Raw genomic sequence first — 25,536 nt, forward strand, 5'->3', positions numbered from 1 at the left:
CATGCCTGCACTTTCGGGGCGCGGACCGCCCCGAAAAGCGTCCCACCCTCTAGAACCGGGTCGAGATGCCGAAGCTGAAGTTCTGGACGTCGTCGGTGTCTTCCTTGGCGACCGGCACCGCGTAGTCGACACGGATCGGCCCGAAGGGAGATGCCCAGAGGATGCCCGCACCGACGGAGGCACGAAGCGACGCGCCGGTTCCCCCGACATTGGCCGCGCCGGCGATACCGCCTGGGAACCCATGCAGCGAGGCTGCATCGGCAAAGACTGCGCCGCGCAGGCCAAGGCTTTGCGGCAGGGCCGGGAATGGGAACTGCGCTTCAGCCGAGGCGTGAAAATATGTCGTTCCGCCCAGATGATCGCCGGTCGCCGTATCGATCGGTCCAATGCCGTTGAAGTCGAAGCCGCGAATGATGCGGTCGTTCGAACGGAACAGGTCGAAGACGCGCAGGCCGTCGGTTCCGAACCCTTCGATATGTCCGGCACCCGCGGTCAGAACACCGACGAGATCGAATTCTTCGGACAGCGTGTGATAATAGCTGCCCCGAGTTGTGAACTTCACCCAGTTCGCATCACCGCCGAGACCGGCGACTTCCGTCGTGAACGTGGCATAGAAGCCTTCACGCGGGTTCTGCATGTTGTCGATCGTGTTGTAGATGAGACCGGCGCTGACCGAAGACTTGACCCATGGGCTCTGATTTTCGATCGCATCCCGCAGGACCGGCGAAATGCCGAGCGCGCAATCAGGCGTCAAAACCCCATTGGCATCAAGGCAACCGTCGCGATAGTTATACGACTCCCGCGAGTAATTATAGGCCAGTTGCGTGCTCAGCGCCTCGGTGACCGGCAGGCCGAAGCGAACCGTTGCCCCGTCGACTTCGCTCTCATACCGGTCGAACCGACGGGTCTGGCGATAGATGTCGAACCCGGCCGCGATGCGGCGCCCGAGGAAATAGGGCTCCGTAAAGGACAGCGAATAGTCGCGCGAATCGCGACCACCCGAGGCGGCGACACGGATGAACTGGCCGCGGCCGAGGAAGTTGCGCTCACTGACCGAGCCTTCGATCGACACGCCGGCGCCGCGGCTGATCGTCTCGCCGGTCGAGTAACCGGCACCGATCGAGAATTCACCCGTCGCCTTTTCGACGACTTCGACGATGAGCACGACCTGATCGGGCTGCGAACCGGGCGCGGTTGCGATATTGACCGATTCGAAGAAGTCGAGCCGCTCGAGACGGCGGCGGGCACGCTGCACGAGGATCTGGTTGAAGGCATCGCCCTCGCTCAGGTCGAACTCGCGACGGATGACGTAGTCGCGCGTGCGGGTGTTGCCGCGAATTTCGATTCGCTCGACATAGGCGCGCGGACCTTCATCGACCGTGTAGACCACGTCGATCGTGCGGGTCTCGAAATTGCGGTTGCCGCGCGGCGTGACCTGGGCGAATGCATAGCCGGAGCCAGCCACATCCTCGGTCAGGCCGACGATCGAGCTTTCCACATCCGCCGCATTGTAGACGCGGCCTTCGCGGGTGTCGATGCTGCGCCGATAGGTCTCGGGGTCGACGCCGGGGATCGAGCTTTCGATGGCGACATTGCCGAACGTGTAGCGCTGGCCTTCGTCGATGGTGAAGACGATCGAATATTCGTTCGTCGCCTGGTTGAACTGGGCGTCGGAGGACAGCACCCGGAAATCGGCATATCCGCGATTGTAGTAGAAGCGCCGAAGGGTTTCCTCGTCCGCACGCAGGCGGTCGGCATCGTAGATGTCGTTGCGCGTCAGCCAGGAAAGGAAGTTCGACTGGCGCGTCGAAATGACGTCGCGCAGGCGGCCGTCACTGAACGCCTGATTGCCCTCGAAGGTGATAGAGCCGATCTTGGTGCGGTCGCCTTCCTGGATCTGGTAGACGACGTTGACGCGGTTGTCGCCGAGATCGACGGTCTGCGCGGTGACCGTGGTGTCGTCGCGGCCGACGCGGGCATAGGCCTGGCGAATCGCTTCGATGTCGGAATTCATCGCATCGGCCGAATAGGCACCGCGCGGCCGAAGCTGGACGGCGGCCGTCAGCGCGTCGTCCTTGACGCGCGAATTGCCCTGGAACAGCACCTGGTTGACGATCGAATATTCGGAGACTTCGACAACCAGCGTGGAGCCGGACTGGTTGATGCGAACGTCGGAAAAGAGCCGCGTCTCGAATAGGCGCACGACGGCCGCGTTGATGTCCGCGCTGTCGAACTGGACGCCCGGCTGGATGCCGAGATTGCCGATCACCGTCTCGTCGCTGACGCGCTGATTCCCGCGAACGTCGATCCTGCTGACGACTGCTGCATATGCTGCGCCCGCCCCCGCGAGCTGAACTGCAACCGATCCGGTCGCGACGATCGCGGCGGAAAGTGCCATCGCCGACACGGCGCTCTTGAAACTCGAAGCTGCCTTCATTTGGCTTACAAACCTTTTGTTCTCGTTGTCCCCGTGGCGAGAAGAGACCGGACTGGGCCGCAAAACCCCATACGGTAATAACCGGTTTTTCCCTACACGCAAGGCTGCCGGTTAATTTGCATTTACTAAGTCCGCAAGCGTGGCATTCGCGTCACGCAAATTCCCATCCATGGTAAATGGAGCCTGAATTTTCAGGGTGTTGCGCCGTCAGCAGCCGAATATGTCGTTCCAGAAAACGAACGCCATGAAGCCCAGAACGGCCAGCATTCCCACCTTGTAGAACCCCTCCATCACCCGTTCCGAAACCGGTCGTCCACGAACGGCTTCAGCGGCATAGAAGACCAGATGCCCGCCGTCCAGTGGGGGAATCGGCAGAAGGTTGAGGAAACCTATCCCGACCGACAGGAGCGCGATGAGCTGCACCAGCCACAACGGGCCGAGCGAGGCTGCCTGCCCCGACATTTCGGCGATGCGAACCGGCCCGCCGAGCTGGCACCTGTCTTCGCGACCGGCGACGAAACGTTGCAGAAAGTGCCCTGTCCGCGCGATGATCTGGCCGGTTTCGGTGACCGCTGCGCCCAGCGCTTCGACCGGTCCGTAGGTGATCTGCCGCGGCTGGCCGAGTTCCTCATTGTTGACGACGCCGATGATGCCGATGCGAATCGTGTTGCCGAGAGCGTCGGTCTGTTCGGACAGTTCCGGCGTGGCCCGAAGCTCGATTTCGCGCCCGTCGCGCAGCATGACGAAGGCAAGCTCGTCGCCCGCGCGTGCCGAGACGACGCGCTGCACGTCGCCGAAGGTCGAGATTCGCGTGCCGTTGACGGTGACGAACCGGTCGCCCGGCTCGAATCCGGCCTCGGCGGCCGGACTGTCGGGTCGGATCTCGGCCACGGTCGGCTCCGAGACGAAGCGGCCATAGGCCGTGAACATCACGGCGAAGACGGCGATCGTCAAAAGGAAGTTGAAGATCGGGCCGGCCGCAACGGTCGCGGCCCGCTTCCAGACCGGCTGCGTGTGGAACGCCACTTGGCGCTCTTTCTCGGTCAATTGCGCAACTGCCTGCGCGTCCGGCTCGCTCGTCACGCTCATGTCGCCGACGAACTTGACGTAGCCGCCGAGCGGCACCGCCGAAATCTTCCAACGCGTTCCGCGCCTGTCCTTGAAGCCGAATATCTCGGGACCGAATCCGATCGAGAAGGCTTCAACGCCGATCCCGCACCAGCGGCCGACCAGATAATGGCCCATCTCATGCACGAACACGACGACCGCGAGCACCAGGATGAAGGGAACGAGCGTGCCGAGGATGAGGCCGCTGGTTCCGAATATGCCCGTCAGGAAGTCCAATTCACCGCCCCTTCAAAATCATCGCGCGTCATGCCCGTTGCGGACAAATCGCGGCGTTTCGGTGGCTATGCCGGCAAATGCCGCGCCGCCGATCAAAAGAATGCCAGCGCCGGCCGGTCCGGATCGGCCAGCACCGCTCCCACGACGTATAGCAGCAGGCTTGCGGCCACCAGACCGTCGACCCGATCCATGACCCCGCCATGACCGGGGATGAGCTTGCTCGAATCCTTGACCTGGAAACGCCGCTTGAGCCACGATTCGAACAGGTCGCCGATCTGCGAGGCGACGGACAGCACGAAAATCAGCGCGAAGAGCGCGCCGACGGCCATCCGCGTTTCCATCATGAAGGCGGCGAACATGCCCAGCACCAGCGCGAACACCGCCCCGCCCACGGCTCCGCTCCAGGTCTTGCCGGGCGAGATGGCGGGCGCGAGCTTGGGTCCGCCGAACGTCCGGCCCACGAAATAGGCCATGATGTCGGTCGACCACACCACGATGAAGACGAAGACGACCGTCTTCAGGCCCTCGACATCCTCTCCGCGCAACAGCGCCAGCGAAAGCGCAGCAAAGCTCGCATAGGCAAGACCGATGGCATTCCAGCGCGTCGAGCCGAGCATCGGCGCCGCGAACAGCGCGAGAACGGCAAGCGCGGCGACCATGACGAGACTGAGCGCTCCGCCCGGCGCCGTCAGGACGATGATGCCGGCCGTCGCCATCAGGAGGCTCGACAATTGCCGCTCGGGCGCCGTGCTCTGGGCCTTGGCCATCTTCAGCCATTCGTAGAAGACGGCTGCGCCTATGCCGGCGCACAACATGCGGAAGGAAAAGCCACCGACCCATGTGACGATCAGCGTCACGGAGATCATCACGATCGCCGACAGGATGCGCAGTCGCAGTTCCTTGGTCAGGAAATTCTGGCCTGGCTCGCTCAAGAGACTGCCCCGCGCGCGTCGACAGCGCCGAAACGGCGCTCGCGTCCGGCGAAAACTGCCAGCGCGCGGTCGAGTTCGCTCCGGTCGAAATCCGGCCAGAAGCAGGGCAGGAACACGAACTCGCTGTAGGCCGCCTGCCATAAGAGGAAATTGGACAGTCTCTGCTCTCCGCTCGTGCGGATGATCAGATCGGGGTCCGGGATGTCGGATGTGTCGAGCGCGCCGCTCAGCATTTCCGGCGTGATCGATTGCGGATCGAGATGCCTGCCCGCCGCCAGTTGGGCCAGATGCCGCGCCGCGCGGACAATCTCGTCGCGCGAGCCGTAATTGAAGGCGATGACGAGGTTCATCACATCGTTGCCGCGCGTCAAGGCTTCGGCATCGTCGATGAGTTGACGGATATCGGGCTCCAGCGTGTCACGCCCGCCTATCATGCGAACGCGCACGCCATTGCGATGAAGGTCGGCAAGATCGCGGCGGATGAACAGTTTCAGGAGCCCCATCAGGTCGCTGATCTCGGACGCGGGCCGCGACCAGTTTTCCGACGAGAACGCATAGAGCGTCAGCCATTTGACGCCGCTTTCGCCGACATTTCGAACCGTCTTGCGCAGCGCCTCGACGCCGGCGCGGTGGCCTGCTGCGCGCGGCAGGCCACGGGCCTGCGCCCAGCGGCCATTGCCGTCCATGATGATCGCGATATGCGCGGGAATCGTCACCGGCTCTCCAGTTCCCAGGCTCGGGGAAAAGGTCCTGTTCGACCTAGACCTGCATGATCTCGGCTTCCTTTTCGGCCAGAAGGCCGTCGATCTGCTTGATCGTTTCGTCGGTCAACTTCTGCACGCGCTCGGACTGGACCTTGGAATCGTCCTGGCTGATCGCGCCGTCCTTCTCCGCCTTCTTGGCAATTTCCATGCCGTCGCGGCGGACATGGCGCGCGGCGACCTTGGCCTGCTCGGTATACTGGTGGGCGATCTTGACTAGGTCGCGGCGGCGTTCCTCGTTGAGTTCAGGCAGTGGAATGCGAAGATTGCTGCCGTCGACGATCGGATTGAGCCCGAGATTGGACTCGCGGATCGCGCGGTCGACGGCGCCGACCAGTTGCTTGTCCCAGACGGAGACGGCGAGCATCCGCGATTCCGGCACGGTCACGGTCGCGACCTGGTTGATCGGCATCGGCGAGCCATAAGCCTGAACGAGGACCGGATCGAGAAGATTGCTCGACGCGCGGCCGGTCCGCAGCGATGCGAGATCGTGCTTGAATGCCGTGATCGCGCCATCCATCCTGCGCTGCAGATCCTTGAAGTCCACGCCTTCGCTCATCTTTGTCTCCTCTGCCGGCAATGGCCGGTTCTTCTTTTCATCGCACGTCGAAGCGGTCAGGCGTCGTCGACGACCGTGCAACGTCCTTCGCCGCGCAATATGGCGCCAAGACCGCCCTGCTCGTGAATCGAGTAGACGATTATCGGAATGTGGTTCTCGCGCGCAAGCGCAATCGCCGCCGTGTCCATGATCGCGAGCCCCTTCACCAGCACGTCCTCATGGCTGATCCGGTCGAAGCGCGTCGCGGAGGGGTCCTTCTTGGGATCGGCGGAATAGACGCCGTCGACCTGCGTGCCTTTCAAAAGCGCATCGGCGCCGATCTCGGCAGCGCGCAGCGCGGCGGCGGAATCGGTCGTGAAGAACGGATTGCCGGTTCCGCCGGCGAAGATCACGACCTTGCCCTGATCCATATATGCCGTCGCCTGGCGTTGCGAAAAGCTTTCGCAAAGCTCGGGCATGGCGATGGCCGACAGCACCACCGCATCGACCCCGAGCTTGATCAGCGAGGTCCGCAATGCGAGCGAATTGATCACGGTGGCGAGCATCCCCATGTGGTCGCCGGTCACCCGGTCGCCACCCTTGGAGGCAACCGCCACGCCGCGGAAGATGTTGCCGCCGCCGATCACCACTGCGACCTCGACGCCCATCGAGCGCGCTTCGGCAATATCCGCCGCGATCTGGTCGGCAACCGAAACATCGATGCCGAAGCCCTGCGATCCCATCAGGGCCTCGCCCGATGCCTTGAGAAGGATGCGCTTGTATCGCGGGTCCTGGTTCATGAAACTCTCTTCTTGCAGTGGTGGGATCGCAACCGGGTGTCAGATACATGAAAGGGCACCGCCGTGTCACCCGGCGATGCCCTTCGTTCCTGTGCAGGAAGGCGGCTTATTTCTTGGCGACCGCCGCGACTTCGGCCGCAAAGTCGCTTTCTTCCTTCTCGATGCCCTCGCCGAGCGCGAAGCGAACGAAGCCGGTCAGCTTCGCCGGCGCGCCGATTTCCTTCTCGGCATCGGCGAGCGCCTTCTCGACGGTCACGTCGGGGTTCATGACGAAGGCCTGCTTCAGGAGCACGACTTCCTCGTAAAACTTGCGCAGGCGGCCTTCGACCATCTTCTCGATGATGTTCTCCGGCTTGCCCGACTGGCGGGCCTGTTCGGAGAAGACCGCCTTTTCACGCTCGACGGCGGCCGCGTCGACTTCCTCGGCGGTCAGTGCCAGCGGATTGGTCGCGGCGACGTGCATTGCGACCTGACGCGCGAAGGCGCGCGCGGCGTCGGCACTGCCCGTCGTCTCGATGGCGACCAGCACACCGAGCTTGCCGAGATTGTCGGCGACGGCGTTGTGGACATAGGTCGCAACGGCACCGCTCGAAACCGAAAGCTTGGCCGAACGGCGCAGGCTCATATTCTCGCCGATCGTGCCGATGGCGTCCTTGATGGTGTCGGTCACCGACTTTTCCGAACCCGGATAGGTCGCCGCTCCGACGGCATCCGTCGAGCCGTCGGTGGTCAGAGCCACGCCGGCGATGTTGCGCACGATGTCCTGGAAGGCATCGTTGCGGGCGACGAAGTCGGTCTCGGAATTGACCTCGACGACGACCGCGCTGGTCGCCTCGGCGGCAACGCCGATCAGCCCCTCGGCTGCCGTGCGGCCTGCCTTCTTGTCGGCCTTGGCGATACCCTTGGAGCGCAGCCAGTCGACCGCGGCCTCGATGTCGCCATTGGTTTCGGCCAGGGCCGCCTTGCAGTCCATCATGCCCGCGCCCGTCATGTCGCGGAGCTGTTTGACCTGTGCAGCAGAAATGCTCATCGTCGCCTCTTCAATTTCGTCAATTCATAAAATGGCGCGGCGCACCGTGGAGAAGTCCAGGTGCGCCGTTCGCCTCGTCCAATGCAGCGGACGGCTTTAGCTGGCCTTGCCTTCTTCGGCAGGCGTCTCGTCGAGGGCCGGCTCGACCGGTGCTTCGGCCGAAGCGCCGACATCCACGCCCATCGCGCCCTGCTGGCGCGCAATGCCGTCGATGGCGGCCTTGGCGATCAGGTCGCAATAGAAAGAGATCGCGCGCGCGGCGTCGTCATTGCCGGGAATCGGATAGTCGACCTTGTCCGGGTCGCAGTTCGAATCGATGATCGCGACGACCGGAATGCCGAGACGGCGCGCTTCCTGGATGGCGATCGCTTCCTTGTTGGTGTCGATCACGAACATCAGGTCCGGCGTCGAGCCCATGTCCTTGATGCCGCCGAGCGCGCGGTTGAGCTTCTCGCGCTCACGGTCGAGCGTCAGGCGCTCCTTCTTGGTGAAGCCCTGAGCTTCGCCGGCGAGCAGGTCGTCGAGCTTGCGCAGACGCTGGATCGAGTTCGAGATCGTCTTCCAGTTGGTGAGCATCCCGCCCAGCCAGCGCGAATTGACGTAGTACTGCGCCGAACGCTCGGCAGCGTCGGCGACGATTTCCGAAGCCTGGCGCTTGGTGCCGACGAACAGCACGCGTCCGCCGCGGGCAACCGTGTCCGAAACGATCTTCAGCGCCTGGTTGAGGAGCGGAACCGTCTGCGACAGGTCGATGATGTGGATGTTGTTGCGGGCGCCGAAGATATAGGGCGCCATCTTCGGGTTCCAGCGGTGGGTCTGGTGGCCGAAGTGGACACCAGCTTCGAGAAGCTGGCGCATGGAGAAGTCTGGCGTAGCCATTGTTGGTTCCTTTTCCGGTTAGCCTCCACGGATGTCAGGCGGTAAAACCGCCACCGGAGGTCGAGGCCGGATTTCTCCCGGCACCAAACCCATCACCCGTGTGTGGAATGGCCGCGCATATAGCGGCAATAGGGACGCGACGCAACCCGCTTCATTCGGCGCAGTCGGCCGGTGCCTCGAACAGCTCCAGATCGACCAGCCGGCCGCTGATGGCGAAGTCGCCATAGTCCATGGTCAGGTCGCGCGTCACGCCGTTGTCGTAGAGCTTCATGGAAATCCTGTAGGTCGGCGTCTCCTCGCCGCTCACGTCCGAAAGGTCGAAATAGGCGATGTCGACCGGCCAGAATTCTTCCCCGGCGATCGCCTCGACCGCATCCGCTTCGCCGTCGCCCTCTTCGATCCCGGTCTTCTGGCCGAGGATCACCGTCGTTGTCATCAGCTTGTCGCCGTCCTCCGAGCCGTCATAGATCGTGGTCTCGTAGAAATTCTCGCCCGCATTCGCCTTTTCCAGCACCTCAATCAGATGATGGGTCGGAAACTGCGATCTCTCCAGTTCGTGGGACTGCGGCTCCGGCATCTCGATCGAGACCTGCGTCCCGTCATCGGTCATCTGCGCCGATCCGCGTGTTTCCTTGTCGAGATTGCGGTCGACGAAGGAGCGGGTGACGAAGGAGAATTCCGAGCCGTCGCCGGCCTCGAACGTCGTCGTCTGCTGGTCGGTCATCCGCGACGTCTCGTTCGCCTCGATCTGCGTGACGAACCGGAAGGTCACCGTGTAGCCCTCGCAGGCCGAGCCGTTGAATTCGTAGACCATGCGCCCCGAAAGCCCGGTGATGCCGGAACTGTCCGTTGCATCGTCGAGCGCCAGGTCATAAACCGCACGGTGCGGGAGGAGCGGCGCGGCCGACGCCTGGCCTTGCAGGAACGGCACGGCGATCGTCGCCAGGAGTGCAAGGCGTGGCAGGGACATTCGGTTCTCCCGGTTGGGTGCTGGGTCGGTTGGCCGGCACCTGAATGCGTTTTCATGGCAGAAGCGAGGCGATTCAAGCGCCGCTTTTCTTCCGACAAGGATCACAGGATGACCGATACAATCAATAGCCGCCTGGAGAAGCTGGGGATCGCCCTGCCCGCTCCCGCTGCCCCTGCCGCCAACTATCTGCCCTTCGTGGTGAGCGGCGATCTGCTCTTCACCTCCGGCCAGCTTCCGTTCGAAGACGGCAAGCTCACAGCCACCGGCCGCCTCGGTCGCGAAGTCGGGATTGCCGCCGGAAAGACTGCCGCGCGTCACTGCGCCATTAATGTCCTGGCGCAGGCGAAAGCCGCGCTCGGCGACCTCGAGCGCATCGCCCGTCTGGTCAAGATCACGGTCTTCGTTTCCTCCGATCCCGAATTCACCGAGCATCACCTCGTCGCCAATGGCGCGTCCGACCTGTTCGCGGAAGTTCTCGGCGAAGCCGGCCGTCACGCCCGCGCCGCGGTCGGCGTCGCCCGCCTGCCGCTGGATGCAGCCGTCGAGGTCGAGGCGATCTTCGAGATCGCAAAGGACTGAGCGCGCATGTCCGACATCTCCTGGCTCACCGCGCGCCCCATCGCCCATCGCGGCTTCCACGATCTGAACAAGGCGCGCTGGGAAAACACGCTTTCCGCCTTCCAGGCCGCCATCGACCGCGATTATGCGATCGAGTGCGACGTCCATCTCTCGTCTGACGGCATCCCCGTCGTCTTCCACGACCACGACCTGAAGCGTCTGACCGGCACCGAGGGCCATGTCCTCGACCGCACCGCGCGCGAGATGGCCGACCTTCGCATCGGCGGCACCGACGACCACGCGCCGACCCTCGAGGAACTTCTGGACCTCGTCGCCGGCCGCGTGCCGCTGGTCATCGAACTCAAGGGCACCGAAGGCCGCGACGACGGCCTCGCCGCCGCCGTCCTGTCGCTGGTCAAGGCATATGACGGCGACGCGGCGGTCATGTCCTTCGACCACTGGCTCATCCGCCAGCTTGTGGCCGATGCGGGCGACGTTCCGGTCGGCCTGACCGCGCATGGCAACAAGCCCGAAGAGTTGGAAGCGCATTTCTCGATGCTCGCCCATCCGATCGACTTCGTCTCCTTTGGCGTCCACGATCTGCCGAGCCCCTTCGTCGCCTTCGTGCGCGACAAGCTTGCCCTGCCGGTCATCACCTGGACGGTGCGCGACAGGCAGTCCGAAGCCCTGACGGCCGCCAACGCCGACCAGATGACATTCGAGGGTTTCGATCCTGACGGTCGCGGCAGCCTTTGACCTTGCAACCTTCATCCCGGCTCGTATCTAAACAGCAATGATGCGGGTCGGGATGTCTGGTCGATGAGTGAACGTGAAGCCGGGTTCGTCATCCGGGTCGTGGACGGGATGACGGGCATCGCGGCGGCCGACTGGGCGAAGTTGGCCGGTGCCGCTCCCGGTGGAGTCGAACCCTACAACCCGTTCCTGTCACATGCCTTCCTGTCGGCGCTCGAAGAGAGCGGCTGCGTCGGCGCTCGCTCCGGCTGGCTGTCGCACCATCTCGCGCTCGAAACGGCGGCCGGCAACCTTGTCGGCGCCGTCCCCTGCTACCTGAAATCCCACAGCCAGGGCGAATATGTCTTCGACCACGGCTGGGCGGACGCGTTCGAGCGCGCCGGTGGCAGGTATTATCCCAAGATTCAGGTTTCGATCCCCTTCACGCCCGCCACCGGCCCGCGCCTTCTCGCCGACGCGGCGCTCGATCCAGAACCCGTCCGCCTTGCGCTTGGAGAAGGACTGAAGACGCTGTGTGACCGGCTCGACATCTCTTCGGTCCACGTCACCTTCGCGCCGGAGGCGGAAGCCGCAGCGCTGGCGAGCCTCGGCTACCTTCAGCGCACCGACACGCAATTCCACTTCGTCAACGAAGGCTACGCCACCTATGACGACTTCCTCGACACGCTAGCCTCGCGCAAGCGCAAGGCGCTGCGCAAGGAACGGCGCGAAGCGCTCGGCGGCGGCATCGAGATCGAGTGGCTGACCGGGCGCGACCTGACCGAAGCCGTCTGGGACGAATTCTTCCGCTTCTACATGGACACGGGCAGCCGCAAATGGGGCCGGCCCTATCTCAACCGGACATTCTTCTCGCTCATCGGCGAGCGAATGGCCGACGATATCCTTCTGGTGATGGCCAGGCGCGATGGCCGTTACATCGCGGGCGCGATCAACTTCATCGGCGGAACCCGCCTCTTCGGTCGCAACTGGGGCTGCATCGAGCACCACCCCTATCTCCATTTCGAGGTCTGCTATCATCAGGCCATCGACTTCGCCATCGAACGCAAACTGGCCGTGGTCGAGGCTGGCGCACAGGGAGAGCACAAGCTCGCGCGGGGCTACCTCCCCGTCACCACCCACTCCGCCCACTGGATCGCCCATCCGGGGCTAAGGAATGCCGTGGCCGATTATCTCGAGCGGGAGCGGGAAGACGTAGCGGAGGTCGGCGAGTATTTGAGCGAGCGCGCGCCGTTTCGCAAACGGTGAGTGGTGAGTGGTGAGTGGTGAGTGGTGAGTGGTGAGTGGTGAGTGGAAGGGATTCCAATCCTCCCCTTGCCGTCAACGCCGCCATCGCTGACGGTTGCAATCCCCCCGCCCCATTCACTATTCACCATTCACCATTCACCGAACCCGGAGCCACCGATGAAGACCGCCTACGACGACACCAACATCTTCGCGAAAATTCTCCGTGGCGAACTCCCTGCCCAGAAGCTCTACGAAGACGACGCGACCTTTGCCTTCATGGACATCATGCCGCGCGGCCACGGACATTGCCTCGTCATCCCGAAGGCGCCGTCGCGCAACATCCTCGACGTCACACCCGACAGCCTGTCGGCGGTCATGGCGACGGTGCAGAAGCTCTCCCGGGCGGTCGTCAAGGCGTTCGACGCCGACGGCGTGACGGTGCAGCAGTTCAACGAACCGGCCGGCGGGCAGGTCGTTTTCCATCTCCATTTTCACGTCATTCCGCGTTTCGACGGCGTGTCGCTCAAGCCGCATTCGGGCGATATGGAAAAGCCCGAGGTGCTTGCCGCCAATGCCGACAGGATCAGGAAGGCGTTAAACGACGCGTGAGGCGATGCGCCGTTGCTCGGGCGCACCCGGCACCAGAACGCGGGCAATACCGAGGGCCATGAAGAAAACGACCACGCCTCCGGCAAGATCGACCAGATGATGCCCGCCATGCGCGAGAATTGCAGGCATCATCAAGACGTTGACGGCAAGAAACGGCAATCTCAGAGGCGTCGACCAGGTAAACCACACCGCCATGAGTGCCATCACGGTATGAAAGGACGGAAAGGCGATGACGCCCAACGTGTCCTTGGCCGTGATCAATGCCGACCCCTCGATCGCCAGCCGCTGAAGCTCCGCACCATAGTCGTTGCGCACTACAAGATCGATCCTGTCGGCCAGATCCTCCGGTATGTCGTACATCGTGGAAGGTCCGAAGCTGGGGGCGAGCCACCAGAACGAGATCGAAAGGGCGGCGCCGAGCATTCCCGTCAACAGGAAGCGGTGCAGCGCCACAGGCTTTTCCATGAAGCCGAGCAGGATGATCACCAGCACGAGTTGCGGCAGCGAACTCAGATAGACACGCGCAAGCAGCGAGCCCAGCCAAGGCATAGTCCCAACCATGGCGACGAAATCGGGCCAGTGATAGCCGAAAATATCGTCTATTCGCGTCAACACGGCATCGATTGTCGGGGCGGCGAACGGAAACAGCAGATAATTCAGGATCGACGCGGCAATCGTGAAAAGAACGAACAATCCGGTCGCGACCGCCCCAAGTGCAATGCCCTCGCTGCGGTCGAGCGCACGATAAGTCAGTCCCACTGCCATCGCCACGAAGGCGGCAAGGATGCCCGGCGCGTAACTTGCCCAGTCGATTGCTTGCGCCTTGACGAAAATCAGCAGGCCGTCTGCGACCCCCAAGACGGCAACGATCAGGATGGCCGTGATTTCAGCTTGGCGCAGATACATTTCGGTCCTCGTCTGAAAACCGATGCTAGACGAATTTCGTGAATTTCCGCCTAACCCGCCGCAAGGATCATCCCGGCAATCAGAACCGCCTCGGTCACGAAGATTCCGACCAGCACCCGCTTGCCGAACCACAGGAAGGCGCAGAAGCCGACGAGCGCGGAGAACACCCGCAGTTCCAGCGTCGTGTCGGCAAGCGGTCCGTTCGGGTTGACGATCAGATTGGCGATGACCGCGGCGACCAGCGCGGTCGCGACACAACGTACGAAGACGAGCGCGTCCGATTCCTCTGATATCCGCCCGCCGAGATAGACGCCGAGAAAGCGCCAGCTATCCGTCGCCAGCCAGCCAGCGACGAGGATGAAGACATAGGGCCACCACCAGGCATCGAGCGCATCGAAGGTCATGTCGCCTTCCTGCGTTTCGAGATGATGTGGAACAGATAGGCCAAAAGCCCACCGACGATCCCGGTTGCCAGAAGACTGAAGTCAGGCACCAGGATATGGAAGAGCGGACCGAGCAGCAGGCCGAGGACCATCGCCACATGCCCTGCCCGCTCCCGCGCCGAGACCCAGAGCGATGTCAGGAAGTAGATCGGCGTCAGCATGAACAGGGCGGCGGAGACGATCGGCGGCAGGTTCTGCGCCAGCGTATAGACCAGCGCCACGATGATCATGTTGAGCACGACCAGCGACGAGCCGACGCCGGCATACCAGCTCGTGCGCAATTCGCGCGGCACATGACGGATCTGCTCGAGCGCGATCACCCAGGACGTGACCGCCACGAAATGCGAAAGGAGATAGAGAACCCACGGACGGGTGCGCGGCCCGCGAAGCTCGGGGACCAGCACCACGACCATCGGCGCGAGCCGCACCGAGGACAGCGCCACCGCGAAGGCCGCGCCGGCGATGCCGTTGCCCGCCAGAACCGCACCGATCAGCACCACCTTCGCCGGCAGCGCCCAGACGATGCCCGTCATGAAAACGGTCTGCGCCAGCGTGAATCCAGCCTCGAGCGCCAGCGCGGCAAAGCCGATGAAACTGCTGGCAAGGATCAGCGCCGGCACCGACATTGAAGCACGGCACCCGCGCCCGAACCATTTCAGGCGGGTGGAGAAGTCGTGGGCGGTAGCGTCGACAAGTGACTCGGCAGGCGAAGGCATGTCGCGCCGATAGCACAGGCCCCGGAAACTTGCGATGTTAAAAAAACGGCATCCGAAGACGCCGCTTTTGAGTTTCGCTGAAGGCTGGATCAGCTCTTGCGCGGCAGTTGCGGCACGCTTGCCCGCTTCCCGGTCTTGTCCGGGCCGCCATCCGCGCCGACTGCCGCGACCGTCTTGGCCTTCGGTTTGCGCGGCGCGGCCTTCTTCGGCTTTGAAGCTGGTTCCGGGTCTTCCTTCTTCGGCTTCACCGGAGCGTTTTCGGCGAGGCTTTCGAGAATGATGGCCTTGGAGCCATCTTCCTTGGTCTCGACCAGCACCCGCACCGTGCCGCCCTTCTTGAGCTTGCCGAACAGCACTTCCTCGGCCAGCGGCTTCTTGATGTGCTCCTGGATGACGCGGCCGAGAGGCCGCGCGCCCATGCGCTCGTCATAGCCCTTGTCGGCCAGCCACTCGATCGCCTCGGGCGTCAGTTCGAAGGTCACGCGCCTCTCGGCGAGCTGCGCCTCGAGTTGCATGACGAACTTCTGCACGACCTGGTGGATGACCGGCACCGGCAGCGAGCCGAACGGGATGATCGCGTCGAGGCGGTTGCGGAACTCGGGCGAGAACAGGCGGTTGATCGCCTCCATGTCGTCACCCTCGCGCTTGGTCGAGCCAAAGCCGATCGCCGGCTTGGCCATGTCCGAAGCGCCCGCATTGGTCGTCATGATCAGGATCACGTTGCGGAAGTCGATCTTCTTGCCGTTGTGATCCGTCAGCGAGCCGTGATCCATGACCTGCAACAGGATGTTGAACAGGTCCGGGTGCGCCTTCTCGATCTCGTCGAGCAAAAGCACGCAATGGGGATGCTGGTCGACGCCGTCGGTGAGCAACCCGCCCTGGTCGAAGCCGACATAGCCGGGAGGCGCGCCGATCAGCCGCGAAACCGTGTGACGCTCCATGTATTCCGACATGTCGAAGCGCAGCAGTTCGACGCCGAGCGACGTTGCAAGCTGTTTGGCCACTTCCGTCTTGCCGACGCCCGTCGGGCCGGAGAAGAGATAGGAGCCGATCGGCTTGTCGGGCTCGCGCAGGCCGGCACGCGCCAGCTTGATCGAGGACGACAGCGCGCTGATCGCCGTATCCTGGCCATAGACGACCCGCTTCAGTTCGTCCTCCAGCGTCGCCAGCACCTTCTCGTCGTCGGCCGAGACCGTTTTCGGCGGAATCCGCGCCATGGTGGCAATCGTCTGCTCGATCTCGCGCACACTGATCGTCTTCTTGCGCTTGTTCTCCGGCAACAGCATCTGCGAGGCACCGGTCTCGTCGACCACATCGATCGCCTTGTCCGGCAGCTTGCGGTCGGAGATATAGCGCGCCGACAGTTCGACAGCCGCCTTGATCGCCTCGTTGGTGTACTTGACCTTGTGGAAGTCCTCGAAATAGGGCTTCAGCCCCTTCATGATCGAGATTGCATCCTCGATGGTCGGTTCCTTGACGTCGATCTTCTGAAAGCGGCGCACCAGCGCGCGGTCCTTCTCGAAGAACTGGCGGAACTCCTTGTAGGTGGTCGAGCCGATACAGCGGATCGCCCCCGACGAGAGCGCCGGCTTCAAAAGATTCGACGCATCCATCGCGCCTCCCGAGGTCGCGCCCGCGCCGATCACCGTATGGATTTCGTCGATGAAGAGCACCGCGCCCGGATAGTCCTCGAGTTCCTTGACGACCTGCTTCAGTCGTTCCTCGAAATCGCCGCGATAGCGCGTTCCGGCCAGGAGCGAGCCCATGTCGAGCGAGAAGATCGTCGCGTCGAGCAGCACTTCCGGCACGTCGCCCTCGACGATGCGCTTGGCAAGGCCCTCGGCGATGGCCGTCTTGCCGACGCCCGGATCGCCGACATAGAGCGGATTGTTCTTCGAGCGGCGGCACAGCACCTGGATCGTGCGGTTGATTTCCTCGGAACGCCCGATCAGCGGATCGATCTTGCCGGTCTTCGCCTTCTCGTTGAGGTTGACGCAATAGGCCGTCAGCGCGTCCTGCTGCTTCTTCTTGGTGCCTTCTTCGTTCTCGGAAGCCGGGCTCGCAGCCTCCTCTTCCGCCCCGCGCGGCGTGCGCACTTCCGCGCCGCCCGGTCGCTTGGCGATGCCATGGCTGATATAGTTGACCGCGTCGTAGCGGGTCATCTGCTGTTCCTGCAGGAAATAGGCCGCATGGCTTTCCCGCTCGGCGAAGATGGCGACGAGCACGTTGGCGCCGGAAACCTCCTCGCGGCCCGACGACTGGACATGGATGACGGCGCGCTGGATCACGCGCTGGAAGCCTGCGGTTGGCTTGGAATCCTCGTCATAGCCGGTGACGAGATTGTCGAGTTCGGTGTCGATATAGGTCAGGACGGTCTGCTTCAACTCGTCGACATTGACGTTGCAGGCACGCATGACGGCCGAAGCGTCGCCGTCGTCGATCAGCGCCAGCAAAAGATGCTCGAGCGTCGCGTATTCGTGATGCCGTTCGTTGGCGAAAGTCAGCGCCTGGTGCAGCGCGCGCTCGAGGCCTTGGGAGAATGCCGGCATTCAGTACCTCATTTCTTTTCCATCACGCATTGCAGCGGATGCTGGTGTTGGCGGGCGAAATCCATGACCTGGGTCACCTTGGTCTCGGCCACCTCGAAGGTGTAGACGCCGCATTCGCCGACACCGTGATTGTGAACGTGGAGCATGATGCGGGTCGCGGCCTCGCGATCCTTCTGGAAGAAGCGCTCCAGCACATGCACGACGAATTCCATCGGCGTGTAGTCGTCGTTCAGGATCAGGACGCGGTAGAGACTGGGCTTCTTGGTCTTCGCTTTCGTGCGGGTGATGACCGCCGTGCCGCGACCGGGGCCGCCATTGCCGTTTTCCCCCGCCTGAGCCTTAGGCGCATGTTCGCCGGAACTTATGCTCGTCACTCGCCTTCCCAATCCAACCACTCCCGCCTCGGAAGCGTCATGTAGGTGCTTCGTGTTCGATTGTAAGCCCTCAGTCGATGGTGACAATACGGCCGGGCTTCACGTCCTCGACAATATTTTTGACGCGTCGATGCTACACGAAAAAGGCCGCACAATCGCACGGCCTCGTCATCATTTCATCGATGTGGCTCGCGGTCACCGCGCCTTCACGCCCAGCATCTCGAAAGGCTTGTAGACCTCTTTAGCCATGTCCGCGTAGAGCTCGCTCATGCGTGTCGCCTGACCGACGAAACCCTCATAAGCCTGGCGTGCGAAATCCATCTGGATTTCCATGGCCTTGTCCGGCGACTTCGCCTGGACCAGCTTTTCAAGCGCCGATCCCGACTGCTCGAATGCGCGACGGGAATATTCGGTCGCCTCGACGGCGATAGCCTGCATGTTCTTAGAGACCGAAGCGAAACTCTTCAGTCCGGTATCCGTCATTTCCTTGCCGAACTTGCCGGCATCATCGAAGGATTGCATCATCAGTCGAACCTCTTGCTCCACGGAAACGCACAGCAATGCTGCGTTGCGAAAAATCTATCGTGCGACGCAGCACTCGTCAATTGCGGCAGAATCCCGCGCACAAGAGTCGGATTTGGCCGGATTCGTGAACGAAGCGGTTACCATAAACGGATCGGTAACTTCCGGTGGCTAGGTTGGCAGAATGTAAAACCTCGCCAGAATGCGACCGACAAAATCTGTATGGGTGTAGTTGTGCGTCAGCCGTTCGCCGGACTCTCTTCGCGTTACCGGGCCGCTTTCAGGGTCCTGCTTTCCTTCCTCACCGCTCTCGCCTTGATCGCCGGTTCCGCCGGCCACGCATCAGCGAATCCGCGCTACGCGGCCTATGTTATGGATGCGAAGACGGGTCAGGTTCTGTTCTCGCGAAACGGCGACGCACAAAGATACCCCGCGTCGCTGACCAAGATGATGACGCTTTACATGCTGTTCGAGCAGATGGAGTCCGGTCGCGTCGCCAAATCGACCCCGATTCCGATAAGCGCCAAGGCCGCCGCCGAGCCGCCGACCAAGATCGGCCTGCGCGCGGGTGCCACGATCACGGCCGAAAACGCAATCTATTCGCTCGTCACCCGTTCCGCCAATGACATCGCCACCGCGATCGGTGAGTTCATCGGGGGCTCCGAGCAGAATTTTGCCCGTCTGATGACCACCAAGGCACGCCAGCTCGGCATGAATTCGACGACCTTCCAGAACGCCCATGGCCTGCCGAACAACAGGCAGGTGACGACCGCGCGCGACATGGCGATCCTTGGCATCGCCCTGCGGGAGCATTTTCCGCAATATTATTCCTACTTCGGCACGCGCGAATTCACCCTCGGCAAGCAGCGCTTCGGTAACCACAACCGCGTCCTCGGCCGCGTTCGCGGCGCGGATGGGATCAAGACCGGCTATATCCGCGCCTCGGGCTTCAATCTCGTCTCGTCGGTGCAGGACGACGGTCGTTCCATCGTCGCAGTCGTCATGGGCGGACAGTCCGGCCGCTCGCGCGACGACCATATGGTCAATCTGATCCGCGAACACCTGCCCCGCGCCTCGCGCGGCAGCAAGCAGCTTCTCGTGGCCCGCGGCCCGGCCAGCCCGATCGCCGCCGCCGCCTCGGCCCAGAGCCTGCCCCAAACCGTCGCAGCGCCGCCGTTCCGCCCGGCCGAGCCTGCCGGCGCCGCCCAGCTCGAACTGGCGCTGACATCCACCGCTGCCGCCCAGCCGGCAGTTCAGGCCCCGGCCGTTGCCCTCGCACCCGCCGCGCCCGCAGGCGACGACGATGCCTCGAACCGGATCCAGATGGCCTTCGCCGGCGCCGTGCCCTCCGCCCGCCCGACGCCGCCCGCTCCCGTTCCCTCGCAGGCCGTTCCGGCGGCTCTCGGCGCCATCAAGGAACGGACGACTGTCGACCCGGTCCAGACCTCGTCGACCGCACCGTCCAGCGGCTGGGTCATCCAGGTGGCATCCATGCCGTCGGAAACCGAAGCCAAGTCGTTCCTGGCCTCGGCAAAGTCCCGCGCGTCGAAAGTCCTCGGCAACGCTGATCCGTTCACCGAGACGTTCCAGCACAATGGTCAGACCTACTACCGTGCGCGCTTCTCGGGATTCGCTGGCAAGGATGCGGCATGGTCCGCTTGCGGCTCGCTGAAGAGCTACGGCATCGCGTGCTATGCGGTGCAGATGTAAGTTTCCCGTTCTCCGGGATGTATCGTTTCGAAGGAGAATCAGTCGTGACCGGACAACAGAACGTCCTTGGCTTCATTGATCCGCGCAGCCAGGAAGGAACTGCCTCCCAGATCGGGATGAAGCCTCTGCATCAGGCGCCGATGCGCCTTGCGGATATCCGCCGCGCTAGCGCCCGCTTCAAGACCAAGGACCTGGTAGGCCTCCTGCTTGCTCATGGGGCCAGAAGCTGGCGCGCGAGTTTCCCCATCGCCGACATCCGCCTGCGCGTGGTCGCGCCAGAGGGGAAGTCGGCCGTCAAGATACGTCTCAAGTAGCTGGCGGCTCTCGCCGTCTTCGGCCAGTTCTGCGAGCAGTTCGTAGAGTTCGAGTTCGCTCAGTTCCCCGAGCGGCTTGCCGTCGAACCGGCCCGCCAGCACCACACCGTCCAGTTCGCCGGTATCGTGGTCGAGTTCCATTTCGAGCGCCGCCGTGCGGACATGGGAACGTTTTCCCGGTGTCGGGCTTGAGCGCCGGCGCATCCGCCCCGCTCCATACCAGGCGAGCGCGCTCGAAAGCGCCATGCCACCGAGGCCGACCCGGCCGATCAGGATCAGTCCCACACCAACGATGCCGAGCACGACGGGTCCGACAAGCCGAAGGCTGGATGCGATCTTCGCGGCGTCTGCGCGCAGGAGAACGAATACGAGGAAAAGCGCAAGCGCACCGCCGGATATGACGTAGATCATGTTTCGCTTCTGCCGCGCATGTTCTCGATGAGCAGGCGATCCGCGCCGCGCCCCCTCGCCTCCAGCGCCGGATAGCCGCCGGTGGCATAGACCGCGATCGCCGAGAGCAGTTCGGCGAGCGCCTTCGCCGAATTGCGGTCGAACCGGAACCACGCACCTCTCGTCAGCCGTGCGATTTCCTTGAACGCCCGCTCGGCAGACGGATCGTGGCCTTCCTGGAAAAGGAAGACCGGCACGCCCTTGAGCCCCAGCCGGCCGGCCTTGTCGGCGAGATCGTCGATTTCTTCCTCCATCGCATCGCCGATATAGACGAGCGCATTCACCTTCTGCGCCTCGGTCTCGATGAGCGCGTGCGACAGGACCTTGCCGATCTGCGTGTGCCCGCCGCGGCAGTCGATCTTCACCATCAGTTCCTTGAGCTTGGCGGTGTCGGCGACGAATTTCGACGATCGGCATTCGCCGAAGCCGCGAAAATAGACGAGCTGGACTTCCAGCCGCCCGGTCTTGCCGACGGCGTCGAACATGTCCGCCTGCAACGTGCAGGCAAGATCCCAGGTCGGCTGGCGGCTCATCGTGGCGTCGAGCGCCAGAACCAGCCGTCCCTTGGCAGTGCCCGACCCGCGCCCGCCGCCAAGCGCCCGCGCCTGCCTCAGGAAGGTTGCGATGGCATTCGGGTCGCTGCGTGGCGTTTCGGTCGGCAGCGATGCCGGTTTGGCGGGTGTCTTTTCACTCATGACAATGAAAATGAGGCTCCCGCCCGCTCAAGACAAGACGGCGCGCGATCACAGAAGACCGAGGTCGGCCAGTTCGCGGCGAAGCTGCGCGGGCATCTCGCGCATGTCGGAGCCGCTGCCGACGTCCTGCGGAGCGTCTTCGGTTCGCAGATAGCGCCAGCCCTGGAACGGCCGGCGCGGCTGCCAAACGGTCGGCGTCAGTTCATGGTCTAGGACCAGGTGGCATCGGCCGATCCCGTCGCCATCGGTGAAGGGACGCACGTCGATCAGTTTCTGGCGGCACTGCACGCCGCCCTTGATCACCCAGTAAAGCGATCCGCCGTCGATCAGTTCATCGACCCGCTTCGGCACCATACGTGTCGTGTGGAAATGCTCGACCGGCCGGCCGGCCGCACGCATCCGCGCACTGCGCTCGTCGATCCAGGATTGAAGATCCTCGATCGAATCGCATCCGACGCAGAGCTTGAGAATATGGAGTGCCATGGCCTCTAGATAGGCGCTCGTGCGTAGCAACTCAAAGGCGCGACGCCGCGCCGTCCACAGAAACCGCGCTCAGCACTCCACGACATTCACGGCGAGCCCGCCAAGGCTCGTTTCCTTGTACTTGTCGTTCATGTCGAGCCCGGTCTGGCGCATCGTCTCGATCGCCGCGTCGAGCGGCACGAAATGCTTGCCGTCGCCCTTGATCGCGAGCGATGCCGCCGTCACCGCTTTCACCGCGCCGAGCGCGTTACGTTCGATGCACGGCACCTGGACCAGCCCTGCGATCGGATCGCACGTCATTCCGAGATGATGTTCGAGCGCGATCTCCGCGGCATTCTCCACCTGTTCGGGCGTCCCGCCCATGACGGCGCAAAGTCCCGCCGCGGCCATCGCCGAGGCCGACCCGACCTCGCCCTGACAGCCGACCTCGGCGCCGGAAATCGAGGCATTGTGCTTGATGATCCCGCCGACCGCCGCCGCCGTCAGCAGGAAATCGCGGATGCCGGTCTGATCGGCCTCGGGGTGAAAATGCAGCCAGTAGCGCATTACCGCCGGCACCACGCCCGCCGCGCCATTGGTCGGCGCCGTCACCACGCGCCCGCCGGCCGCATTCTCCTCGTTCACCGCCATCGCGTAGACCGACAACCAGTCGTTCGCCAGAAGCGGGTTCGGCCGGTTCTGCCGCCATTGTTCCTGAAGCGCATCGTGCAGATGACGCGCGCGTCGGCGTACTTTCAGCCCACCGGGCATGATGCCGTCCTGGCTCAGTCCCCGCTCGATACAGCCGCGCATCGCATCCCAGATCGCGTCGAGCCCGGCGTCGAGGTCGCCACGCGACTGCCGCGTCTCCTCATTCGCCCGCTTCATCTCCGCGATCGACCTGCCCGAAGCCTCGGCCATCGCCAGCATCTCGCGCGCATTGCGGAACGGATGCGGCACCTCGCCCGCCTTGCCTTCCGGTCCTTTAGCCGCAAGCCGCTGCAATTCCTCCTCCGAAACGACGAACCCGCCACCGATCGAATAATAGATCCGCTTCAAAAGCAGCCGGTCGTCGCCGTCATGGGCGAAGAACGCCATGCCGTTCGCATGGCCCGGCAGCGGCTGCTTGCGGTCGAGCACCAGATCGCTCGCCGGATCGAAGCGATAGCTCGGATGGCCGGGCGGCGTGACGCGCCTGGTTTCCGCGACTTCGGCCACCGCCGCGTCCATCCTGTCGGGATCGACCGTCTGCGGCAGCGCGCCCGTCAGTCCGAGGATCACAGCCCGGTCCGTGCCGTGCCCGATGCCGGTGAAGGCGAGCGAGCCATGCAGGCTGACGGCGAGCCGTGCCACCGTCGCGCCCTGCGGCTTCGGCCAGTCGCCGGAGGCGATCTCGTCGAGAAAGCGCACGGCCGCCGACATCGGCCCCATCGTGTGCGAGCTCGACGGGCCGATGCCGATCTTGAAGAGGTCGAAGACGGACAGGAACATATGCTTCTCCGGTAGCTGCGCGCGCACTCTTCGCCAGCCACGCAAAGCGCGCAAGGCGCCTGCCGACCTTCGCTGATCCGGTTGCGACATGGCAAAGAAAAAGGCTGCGGAAACCATCCCGCAGCCTCTCGAATTTTCAGTGCAGGCCCGCGGCCTGCCTGGCGGTTTAGCTCGCGGCGATCGTCGCCACGCCTTCCGCGCCTGCGCCCCCGACCAGCCAGGCCAGGAGAATGATGCCTGCAAAGCCGATCACTGCCTTGGCGGTTACGCCCCAGCAGGATTTCTGAACGGTGTCGTCCATGGAATTCCCGTTATTGAGATCTTGGTTTGCCATCGCCACCGAAAAACGCGGATCGCGTCCCTGCTCAAGCAGGCTTCTGGGTAGACGTATTCGCGGCGCCTTGCAATGCCGAAAGACGGCAAATTCAAGGCATAAGCTTCCAGGCAGCCGCGCCGCTTCGAACAATTCGAGACAAATCATCAGGTTAGCTGCAACGCGATGTTTGCGAATTCGTAACGCATCGGGCGAAAGGATGACGCTCGCATGTCCGGAGAAATCGGCTAGGCTCGCCACATGATCCTCGACTCCACTCTCCTCGATCCTCTCGATCTGGCGGCGCTCGCCTATTTTCTGGTCGGCTGGATCGTTTTCGCGCAGGCGACGCAAGGCCGGCTCTTTTCGCGCCCGACGCTCACCTCCGCCATGAACCGCGAGCGTGAGACCTGGATGCGCACCATGGCCAGACGCGATCTGCGCATGATCGACACCGGCATCATGATGGGCCTCCAGCAGGGCACCGCCTTCTTCGCGTCGAGCTCGCTTCTTGCGCTCGGCGGCTGTTTCGCGCTTCTCGGCTCGACCGATCAGGTGATCGCCGTTCTCGGCGACCTGCCGGCGGGCGACGACATCGCCCGGCCGGCCTTCGAGGCCAAAATCTTCGGCCTGACCGGCATCCTCGCCTATGCCTTTTTCAAGTTCGGCTGGGCCTACCGGCTCTTCAACTATTGCTCGATCCTGATCGGTGCCGTCCCGATCGTGAAGGACGGCATCGAGGACGCCGAAACCGAGCGCGCCGTCATGCGCGCGGCGCGCATGAACCAGCTCGGCGGCAAGCACTTCAACGCCGGCCTGCGTGCCATCTTCTTCGCGCTCGGCTATCTCGGCTGGTTCGTCGGTCCGTGGTTCTTCCTCGCCACGACCAGCTTCACGCTCTTCGTGCTGGTGCGCCGGCAGTTCTTCTCCGCCGCCCGCGCCGCCGTCATCGACGGCTAAGGCAGGAGACGGTCGGTGCGCCCGGTCAGCCGATATGCCAGCAGCCCGATCCATTCGCGAATGGCGACGGTGGTGTTTTCCAGGCTATCGATCGCGTTGTCCTGCGCCAGTCCCGGCGTCTCGATGCCCGCGGTGCGATAGTCGGCCGGCCAAGGCACGACGTCGAACCCTGCCTTCTCGAACAGCAGCACCGAACGCGGCATGTGGAACGCGGATGTGACGAGCAGCCAGGTCTGCCCCGGCTGCGGGTCCACGAGATCGCGCGAGAACCGCGCATTCTCGTCGGTGTTGCGCGAGCGGTTTTCCAGCACCAGTCGGCTTTTTTCGATGCCAAGCGCGTTCAAAAGCCTTGGCGCCGTGTCCGCATCGCCCTCGCCTTCGAGAACCATCGTCCCCGTCCCGCCTGAAACGACGACCGGCACTTGCCGATAGCGCCGCGCCAGAATCGCGGTCTCGACGAACCGGTCGCCACTGGAATTCAGCTCATACCCGCCCCGCGCCAGATTGACCGCCCCCTCGAATCCGCCGCCCAGAACGATGATCCCGTCGATGCGCTCGGGCACCGGATCGGGCCGCGCGAAGCGATCCTCCAGCGGATGCAGCATCAGCGCGCCAAGCGACGTCCATGTCGAAAGCGCCACGACGACGAACGCGACCGAAAATGCGGCAGCGGCCAGCCGCGTCCATTGCAGGAACAGCAGAATCAGGCCGACAAAAAGCAGGATGCCCGTCATGTTGAGCGGATGAGCGAACAGCCAGAAGATCTTGGAAAGGTAGAAGAACACCGTTCCGCGAC

Annotated in this window: 27 protein-coding genes; 6 read left to right on the forward strand and 21 right to left on the reverse strand. The window is 63.5% G+C overall.

Annotated features, from left to right (window positions below; genetic code table 11):
- Positions 1–49 precede the first annotated feature (49 nt).
- From bamA to PZ895_RS10095, 9 genes are all read right to left on the reverse strand, one after another.
- Positions 50–2,437 carry an outer membrane protein assembly factor BamA gene (gene bamA, locus PZ895_RS10055; RefSeq protein WP_275838869.1) on the reverse strand — a complete coding sequence of 796 codons (2,388 nt, stop codon included), beginning with the start codon at positions 2,435–2,437 and terminating at the stop codon, positions 50–52.
- A gap of 207 nt (positions 2,438–2,644) precedes the next feature.
- Positions 2,645–3,781, reverse strand: a complete 1,137-nt coding sequence (gene rseP, locus PZ895_RS10060) for an RIP metalloprotease RseP (protein ID WP_275838870.1) — start codon at positions 3,779–3,781, stop codon at positions 2,645–2,647.
- 92 nt (positions 3,782–3,873) lie between these two features.
- Positions 3,874–4,713: a phosphatidate cytidylyltransferase gene (locus PZ895_RS10065; protein WP_275838871.1), complete on the reverse strand. Its 840-nt coding sequence runs from the start codon at positions 4,711–4,713 to the stop codon at positions 3,874–3,876.
- A complete protein-coding gene (locus tag PZ895_RS10070) occupies positions 4,710–5,429 on the reverse strand; it encodes an isoprenyl transferase (protein ID WP_275838872.1) in 720 nt (239 codons plus the stop codon). The genes PZ895_RS10065 and PZ895_RS10070 overlap by 4 nt, the downstream gene beginning before the upstream one ends.
- Positions 5,430–5,472: 43 nt before the next feature.
- The gene (frr, locus tag PZ895_RS10075) at positions 5,473–6,033 is read right to left on the reverse strand and encodes a ribosome recycling factor (protein WP_275838873.1); all 561 of its coding nucleotides are present in this window, start codon (positions 6,031–6,033) and stop codon (positions 5,473–5,475) included.
- 56 nt (positions 6,034–6,089) lie between these two features.
- Positions 6,090–6,812: a UMP kinase gene (gene pyrH / locus PZ895_RS10080; RefSeq protein ID WP_275838874.1), complete on the reverse strand. Its 723-nt coding sequence runs from the start codon at positions 6,810–6,812 to the stop codon at positions 6,090–6,092.
- A 106-nt stretch (positions 6,813–6,918) separates the two neighbouring features.
- The gene (tsf, locus tag PZ895_RS10085; RefSeq protein ID WP_275838875.1) at positions 6,919–7,842 is read right to left on the reverse strand and encodes a translation elongation factor Ts; all 924 of its coding nucleotides are present in this window, start codon (positions 7,840–7,842) and stop codon (positions 6,919–6,921) included.
- Positions 7,843–7,938: 96 nt separating this feature from the next.
- A complete protein-coding gene (gene rpsB, locus PZ895_RS10090; RefSeq protein ID WP_275838876.1) occupies positions 7,939–8,721 on the reverse strand; it encodes a 30S ribosomal protein S2 in 783 nt (260 codons plus the stop codon).
- Positions 8,722–8,872: 151 nt separating this feature from the next.
- Complete coding sequence (locus PZ895_RS10095; RefSeq protein ID WP_275838877.1) at positions 8,873–9,691, reverse strand: cell envelope integrity EipB family protein; 819 nt, start codon at positions 9,689–9,691, stop codon at positions 8,873–8,875.
- A 108-nt stretch (positions 9,692–9,799) separates the two neighbouring features.
- Between PZ895_RS10095 and PZ895_RS10100 the strand changes: the two genes are divergently transcribed.
- From PZ895_RS10100 to PZ895_RS10115, 4 genes are all read left to right on the forward strand, one after another.
- Positions 9,800–10,270, forward strand: coding sequence for a RidA family protein (locus PZ895_RS10100; RefSeq protein ID WP_275838878.1), 471 nt, complete (start codon positions 9,800–9,802; stop codon positions 10,268–10,270).
- Positions 10,271–10,276: 6 nt separating this feature from the next.
- Positions 10,277–11,005 (forward strand): glycerophosphodiester phosphodiesterase, encoded by a 729-nt coding sequence (locus tag PZ895_RS10105; RefSeq protein ID WP_275838879.1) that lies wholly within the window; start codon positions 10,277–10,279, stop codon positions 11,003–11,005.
- Between the two features lie 108 nt (positions 11,006–11,113).
- Positions 11,114–12,247: a GNAT family N-acetyltransferase gene (locus tag PZ895_RS10110; RefSeq protein ID WP_275838933.1), complete on the forward strand. Its 1,134-nt coding sequence runs from the start codon at positions 11,114–11,116 to the stop codon at positions 12,245–12,247.
- Between the two features lie 156 nt (positions 12,248–12,403).
- Positions 12,404–12,835: an HIT family protein gene (locus PZ895_RS10115; RefSeq protein WP_275838880.1), complete on the forward strand. Its 432-nt coding sequence runs from the start codon at positions 12,404–12,406 to the stop codon at positions 12,833–12,835.
- On the opposite strand, the gene PZ895_RS10120 is transcribed toward PZ895_RS10115, so the two are convergent.
- From PZ895_RS10120 to PZ895_RS10145, 6 genes are all read right to left on the reverse strand, one after another.
- A complete protein-coding gene (locus tag PZ895_RS10120) occupies positions 12,821–13,741 on the reverse strand; it encodes a phosphatase PAP2 family protein (protein WP_275838881.1) in 921 nt (306 codons plus the stop codon). The two genes, PZ895_RS10115 and PZ895_RS10120, sit on opposite strands and share 15 nt — an antisense overlap.
- A gap of 50 nt (positions 13,742–13,791) precedes the next feature.
- Positions 13,792–14,145: an AzlD domain-containing protein gene (locus PZ895_RS10125; protein ID WP_275838882.1), complete on the reverse strand. Its 354-nt coding sequence runs from the start codon at positions 14,143–14,145 to the stop codon at positions 13,792–13,794.
- The gene (locus PZ895_RS10130) at positions 14,142–14,810 is read right to left on the reverse strand and encodes an AzlC family ABC transporter permease (RefSeq protein ID WP_275838883.1); all 669 of its coding nucleotides are present in this window, start codon (positions 14,808–14,810) and stop codon (positions 14,142–14,144) included. The genes PZ895_RS10125 and PZ895_RS10130 overlap by 4 nt, the downstream gene beginning before the upstream one ends.
- A gap of 179 nt (positions 14,811–14,989) precedes the next feature.
- Complete coding sequence (gene clpA / locus PZ895_RS10135) at positions 14,990–17,449, reverse strand: ATP-dependent Clp protease ATP-binding subunit ClpA (protein WP_275838884.1); 2,460 nt, start codon at positions 17,447–17,449, stop codon at positions 14,990–14,992.
- Between the two features lie 8 nt (positions 17,450–17,457).
- Positions 17,458–17,814, reverse strand: coding sequence for an ATP-dependent Clp protease adapter ClpS (gene clpS, locus PZ895_RS10140; RefSeq protein ID WP_275838934.1), 357 nt, complete (start codon positions 17,812–17,814; stop codon positions 17,458–17,460).
- Between the two features lie 204 nt (positions 17,815–18,018).
- Complete coding sequence (locus tag PZ895_RS10145) at positions 18,019–18,348, reverse strand: phasin family protein (protein WP_275838885.1); 330 nt, start codon at positions 18,346–18,348, stop codon at positions 18,019–18,021.
- Between the two features lie 219 nt (positions 18,349–18,567).
- On the opposite strand from PZ895_RS10145, the gene PZ895_RS10150 reads away from it, so the two are divergent.
- Complete coding sequence (locus tag PZ895_RS10150; protein ID WP_275838886.1) at positions 18,568–20,055, forward strand: D-alanyl-D-alanine carboxypeptidase; 1,488 nt, start codon at positions 18,568–18,570, stop codon at positions 20,053–20,055.
- A gap of 38 nt (positions 20,056–20,093) precedes the next feature.
- Here PZ895_RS10150 and PZ895_RS10155 read toward each other — a convergent pair whose 3' ends face one another.
- From PZ895_RS10155 to PZ895_RS10175, 5 genes are all read right to left on the reverse strand, one after another.
- Positions 20,094–20,780 (reverse strand): DnaJ domain-containing protein, encoded by a 687-nt coding sequence (locus PZ895_RS10155; protein ID WP_275838887.1) that lies wholly within the window; start codon positions 20,778–20,780, stop codon positions 20,094–20,096.
- Positions 20,777–21,514, reverse strand: coding sequence for a VWA domain-containing protein (locus tag PZ895_RS10160; RefSeq protein WP_275838888.1), 738 nt, complete (start codon positions 21,512–21,514; stop codon positions 20,777–20,779). Before PZ895_RS10160 ends, PZ895_RS10155 begins: the two co-directional genes overlap by 4 nt.
- A 48-nt stretch (positions 21,515–21,562) precedes the next feature.
- The gene (locus PZ895_RS10165) at positions 21,563–21,997 is read right to left on the reverse strand and encodes a DUF1489 family protein (RefSeq protein ID WP_275838889.1); all 435 of its coding nucleotides are present in this window, start codon (positions 21,995–21,997) and stop codon (positions 21,563–21,565) included.
- Positions 21,998–22,066: 69 nt separating this feature from the next.
- Positions 22,067–23,467, reverse strand: a complete 1,401-nt coding sequence (locus PZ895_RS10170; protein ID WP_275838890.1) for an L-serine ammonia-lyase — start codon at positions 23,465–23,467, stop codon at positions 22,067–22,069.
- A gap of 166 nt (positions 23,468–23,633) precedes the next feature.
- Complete coding sequence (locus tag PZ895_RS10175; protein ID WP_275838936.1) at positions 23,634–24,041, reverse strand: hypothetical protein; 408 nt, start codon at positions 24,039–24,041, stop codon at positions 23,634–23,636.
- On the opposite strand from PZ895_RS10175, the gene PZ895_RS10180 reads away from it, so the two are divergent.
- Entirely contained in the window at positions 24,042–24,740 is a 699-nt protein-coding gene (locus PZ895_RS10180) for a DUF599 family protein (protein ID WP_275838891.1), read from the forward strand.
- Here the strand turns inward: PZ895_RS10180 and PZ895_RS10185 are convergent.
- On the reverse strand, positions 24,737–25,525 hold the full coding sequence (locus PZ895_RS10185) for a YdcF family protein (protein WP_275838892.1): 789 nt from the start codon (positions 25,523–25,525) through the stop codon (positions 24,737–24,739). The two genes, PZ895_RS10180 and PZ895_RS10185, sit on opposite strands and share 4 nt — an antisense overlap.
- Between the last annotated feature and the right edge of the window lie 11 nt (positions 25,526–25,536).

Source organism: Mesorhizobium sp. YIM 152430 (assembly GCF_029210365.1).
Lineage (GTDB): Bacteria > Pseudomonadota > Alphaproteobacteria > Rhizobiales > Rhizobiaceae > Aliihoeflea.

Bases quoted from the DNA above. Each gene is read 5' to 3' on its own strand.
- bamA (WP_275838869.1), bottom strand. From the start codon at position 2,437: ATGAAGGCAGCTTCGAGTTTCAAGAGCGCCGTGTCGGCGATGGCACTT.
- frr (WP_275838873.1), bottom strand. From the start codon at position 6,033: ATGAGCGAAGGCGTGGACTTCAAGGATCTGCAGCGCAGGATGGATGGC.
- pyrH (WP_275838874.1), bottom strand. From the start codon at position 6,812: ATGAACCAGGACCCGCGATACAAGCGCATCCTTCTCAAGGCATCGGGC.
- tsf (WP_275838875.1), bottom strand. From the start codon at position 7,842: ATGAGCATTTCTGCTGCACAGGTCAAACAGCTCCGCGACATGACGGGC.
- rpsB (WP_275838876.1), bottom strand. From the start codon at position 8,721: ATGGCTACGCCAGACTTCTCCATGCGCCAGCTTCTCGAAGCTGGTGTC.
- PZ895_RS10095 (WP_275838877.1), bottom strand. From the start codon at position 9,691: ATGTCCCTGCCACGCCTTGCACTCCTGGCGACGATCGCCGTGCCGTTC.
- PZ895_RS10100 (WP_275838878.1), top strand. From the start codon at position 9,800: ATGACCGATACAATCAATAGCCGCCTGGAGAAGCTGGGGATCGCCCTG.
- PZ895_RS10105 (WP_275838879.1), top strand. From the start codon at position 10,277: ATGTCCGACATCTCCTGGCTCACCGCGCGCCCCATCGCCCATCGCGGC.
- PZ895_RS10110 (WP_275838933.1), top strand. From the start codon at position 11,114: ATGACGGGCATCGCGGCGGCCGACTGGGCGAAGTTGGCCGGTGCCGCT.
- PZ895_RS10115 (WP_275838880.1), top strand. From the start codon at position 12,404: ATGAAGACCGCCTACGACGACACCAACATCTTCGCGAAAATTCTCCGT.
- PZ895_RS10120 (WP_275838881.1), bottom strand. From the start codon at position 13,741: ATGTATCTGCGCCAAGCTGAAATCACGGCCATCCTGATCGTTGCCGTC.
- PZ895_RS10125 (WP_275838882.1), bottom strand. From the start codon at position 14,145: ATGACCTTCGATGCGCTCGATGCCTGGTGGTGGCCCTATGTCTTCATC.
- PZ895_RS10130 (WP_275838883.1), bottom strand. From the start codon at position 14,810: ATGTCGGTGCCGGCGCTGATCCTTGCCAGCAGTTTCATCGGCTTTGCC.
- clpA (WP_275838884.1), bottom strand. From the start codon at position 17,449: ATGCCGGCATTCTCCCAAGGCCTCGAGCGCGCGCTGCACCAGGCGCTG.
- PZ895_RS10145 (WP_275838885.1), bottom strand. From the start codon at position 18,348: ATGATGCAATCCTTCGATGATGCCGGCAAGTTCGGCAAGGAAATGACG.
- PZ895_RS10150 (WP_275838886.1), top strand. From the start codon at position 18,568: ATGGGTGTAGTTGTGCGTCAGCCGTTCGCCGGACTCTCTTCGCGTTAC.
- PZ895_RS10155 (WP_275838887.1), bottom strand. From the start codon at position 20,780: ATGATCTACGTCATATCCGGCGGTGCGCTTGCGCTTTTCCTCGTATTC.
- PZ895_RS10160 (WP_275838888.1), bottom strand. From the start codon at position 21,514: ATGAGTGAAAAGACACCCGCCAAACCGGCATCGCTGCCGACCGAAACG.
- PZ895_RS10165 (WP_275838889.1), bottom strand. From the start codon at position 21,997: ATGGCACTCCATATTCTCAAGCTCTGCGTCGGATGCGATTCGATCGAG.
- PZ895_RS10170 (WP_275838890.1), bottom strand. From the start codon at position 23,467: ATGTTCCTGTCCGTCTTCGACCTCTTCAAGATCGGCATCGGCCCGTCG.
- PZ895_RS10180 (WP_275838891.1), top strand. From the start codon at position 24,042: ATGATCCTCGACTCCACTCTCCTCGATCCTCTCGATCTGGCGGCGCTC.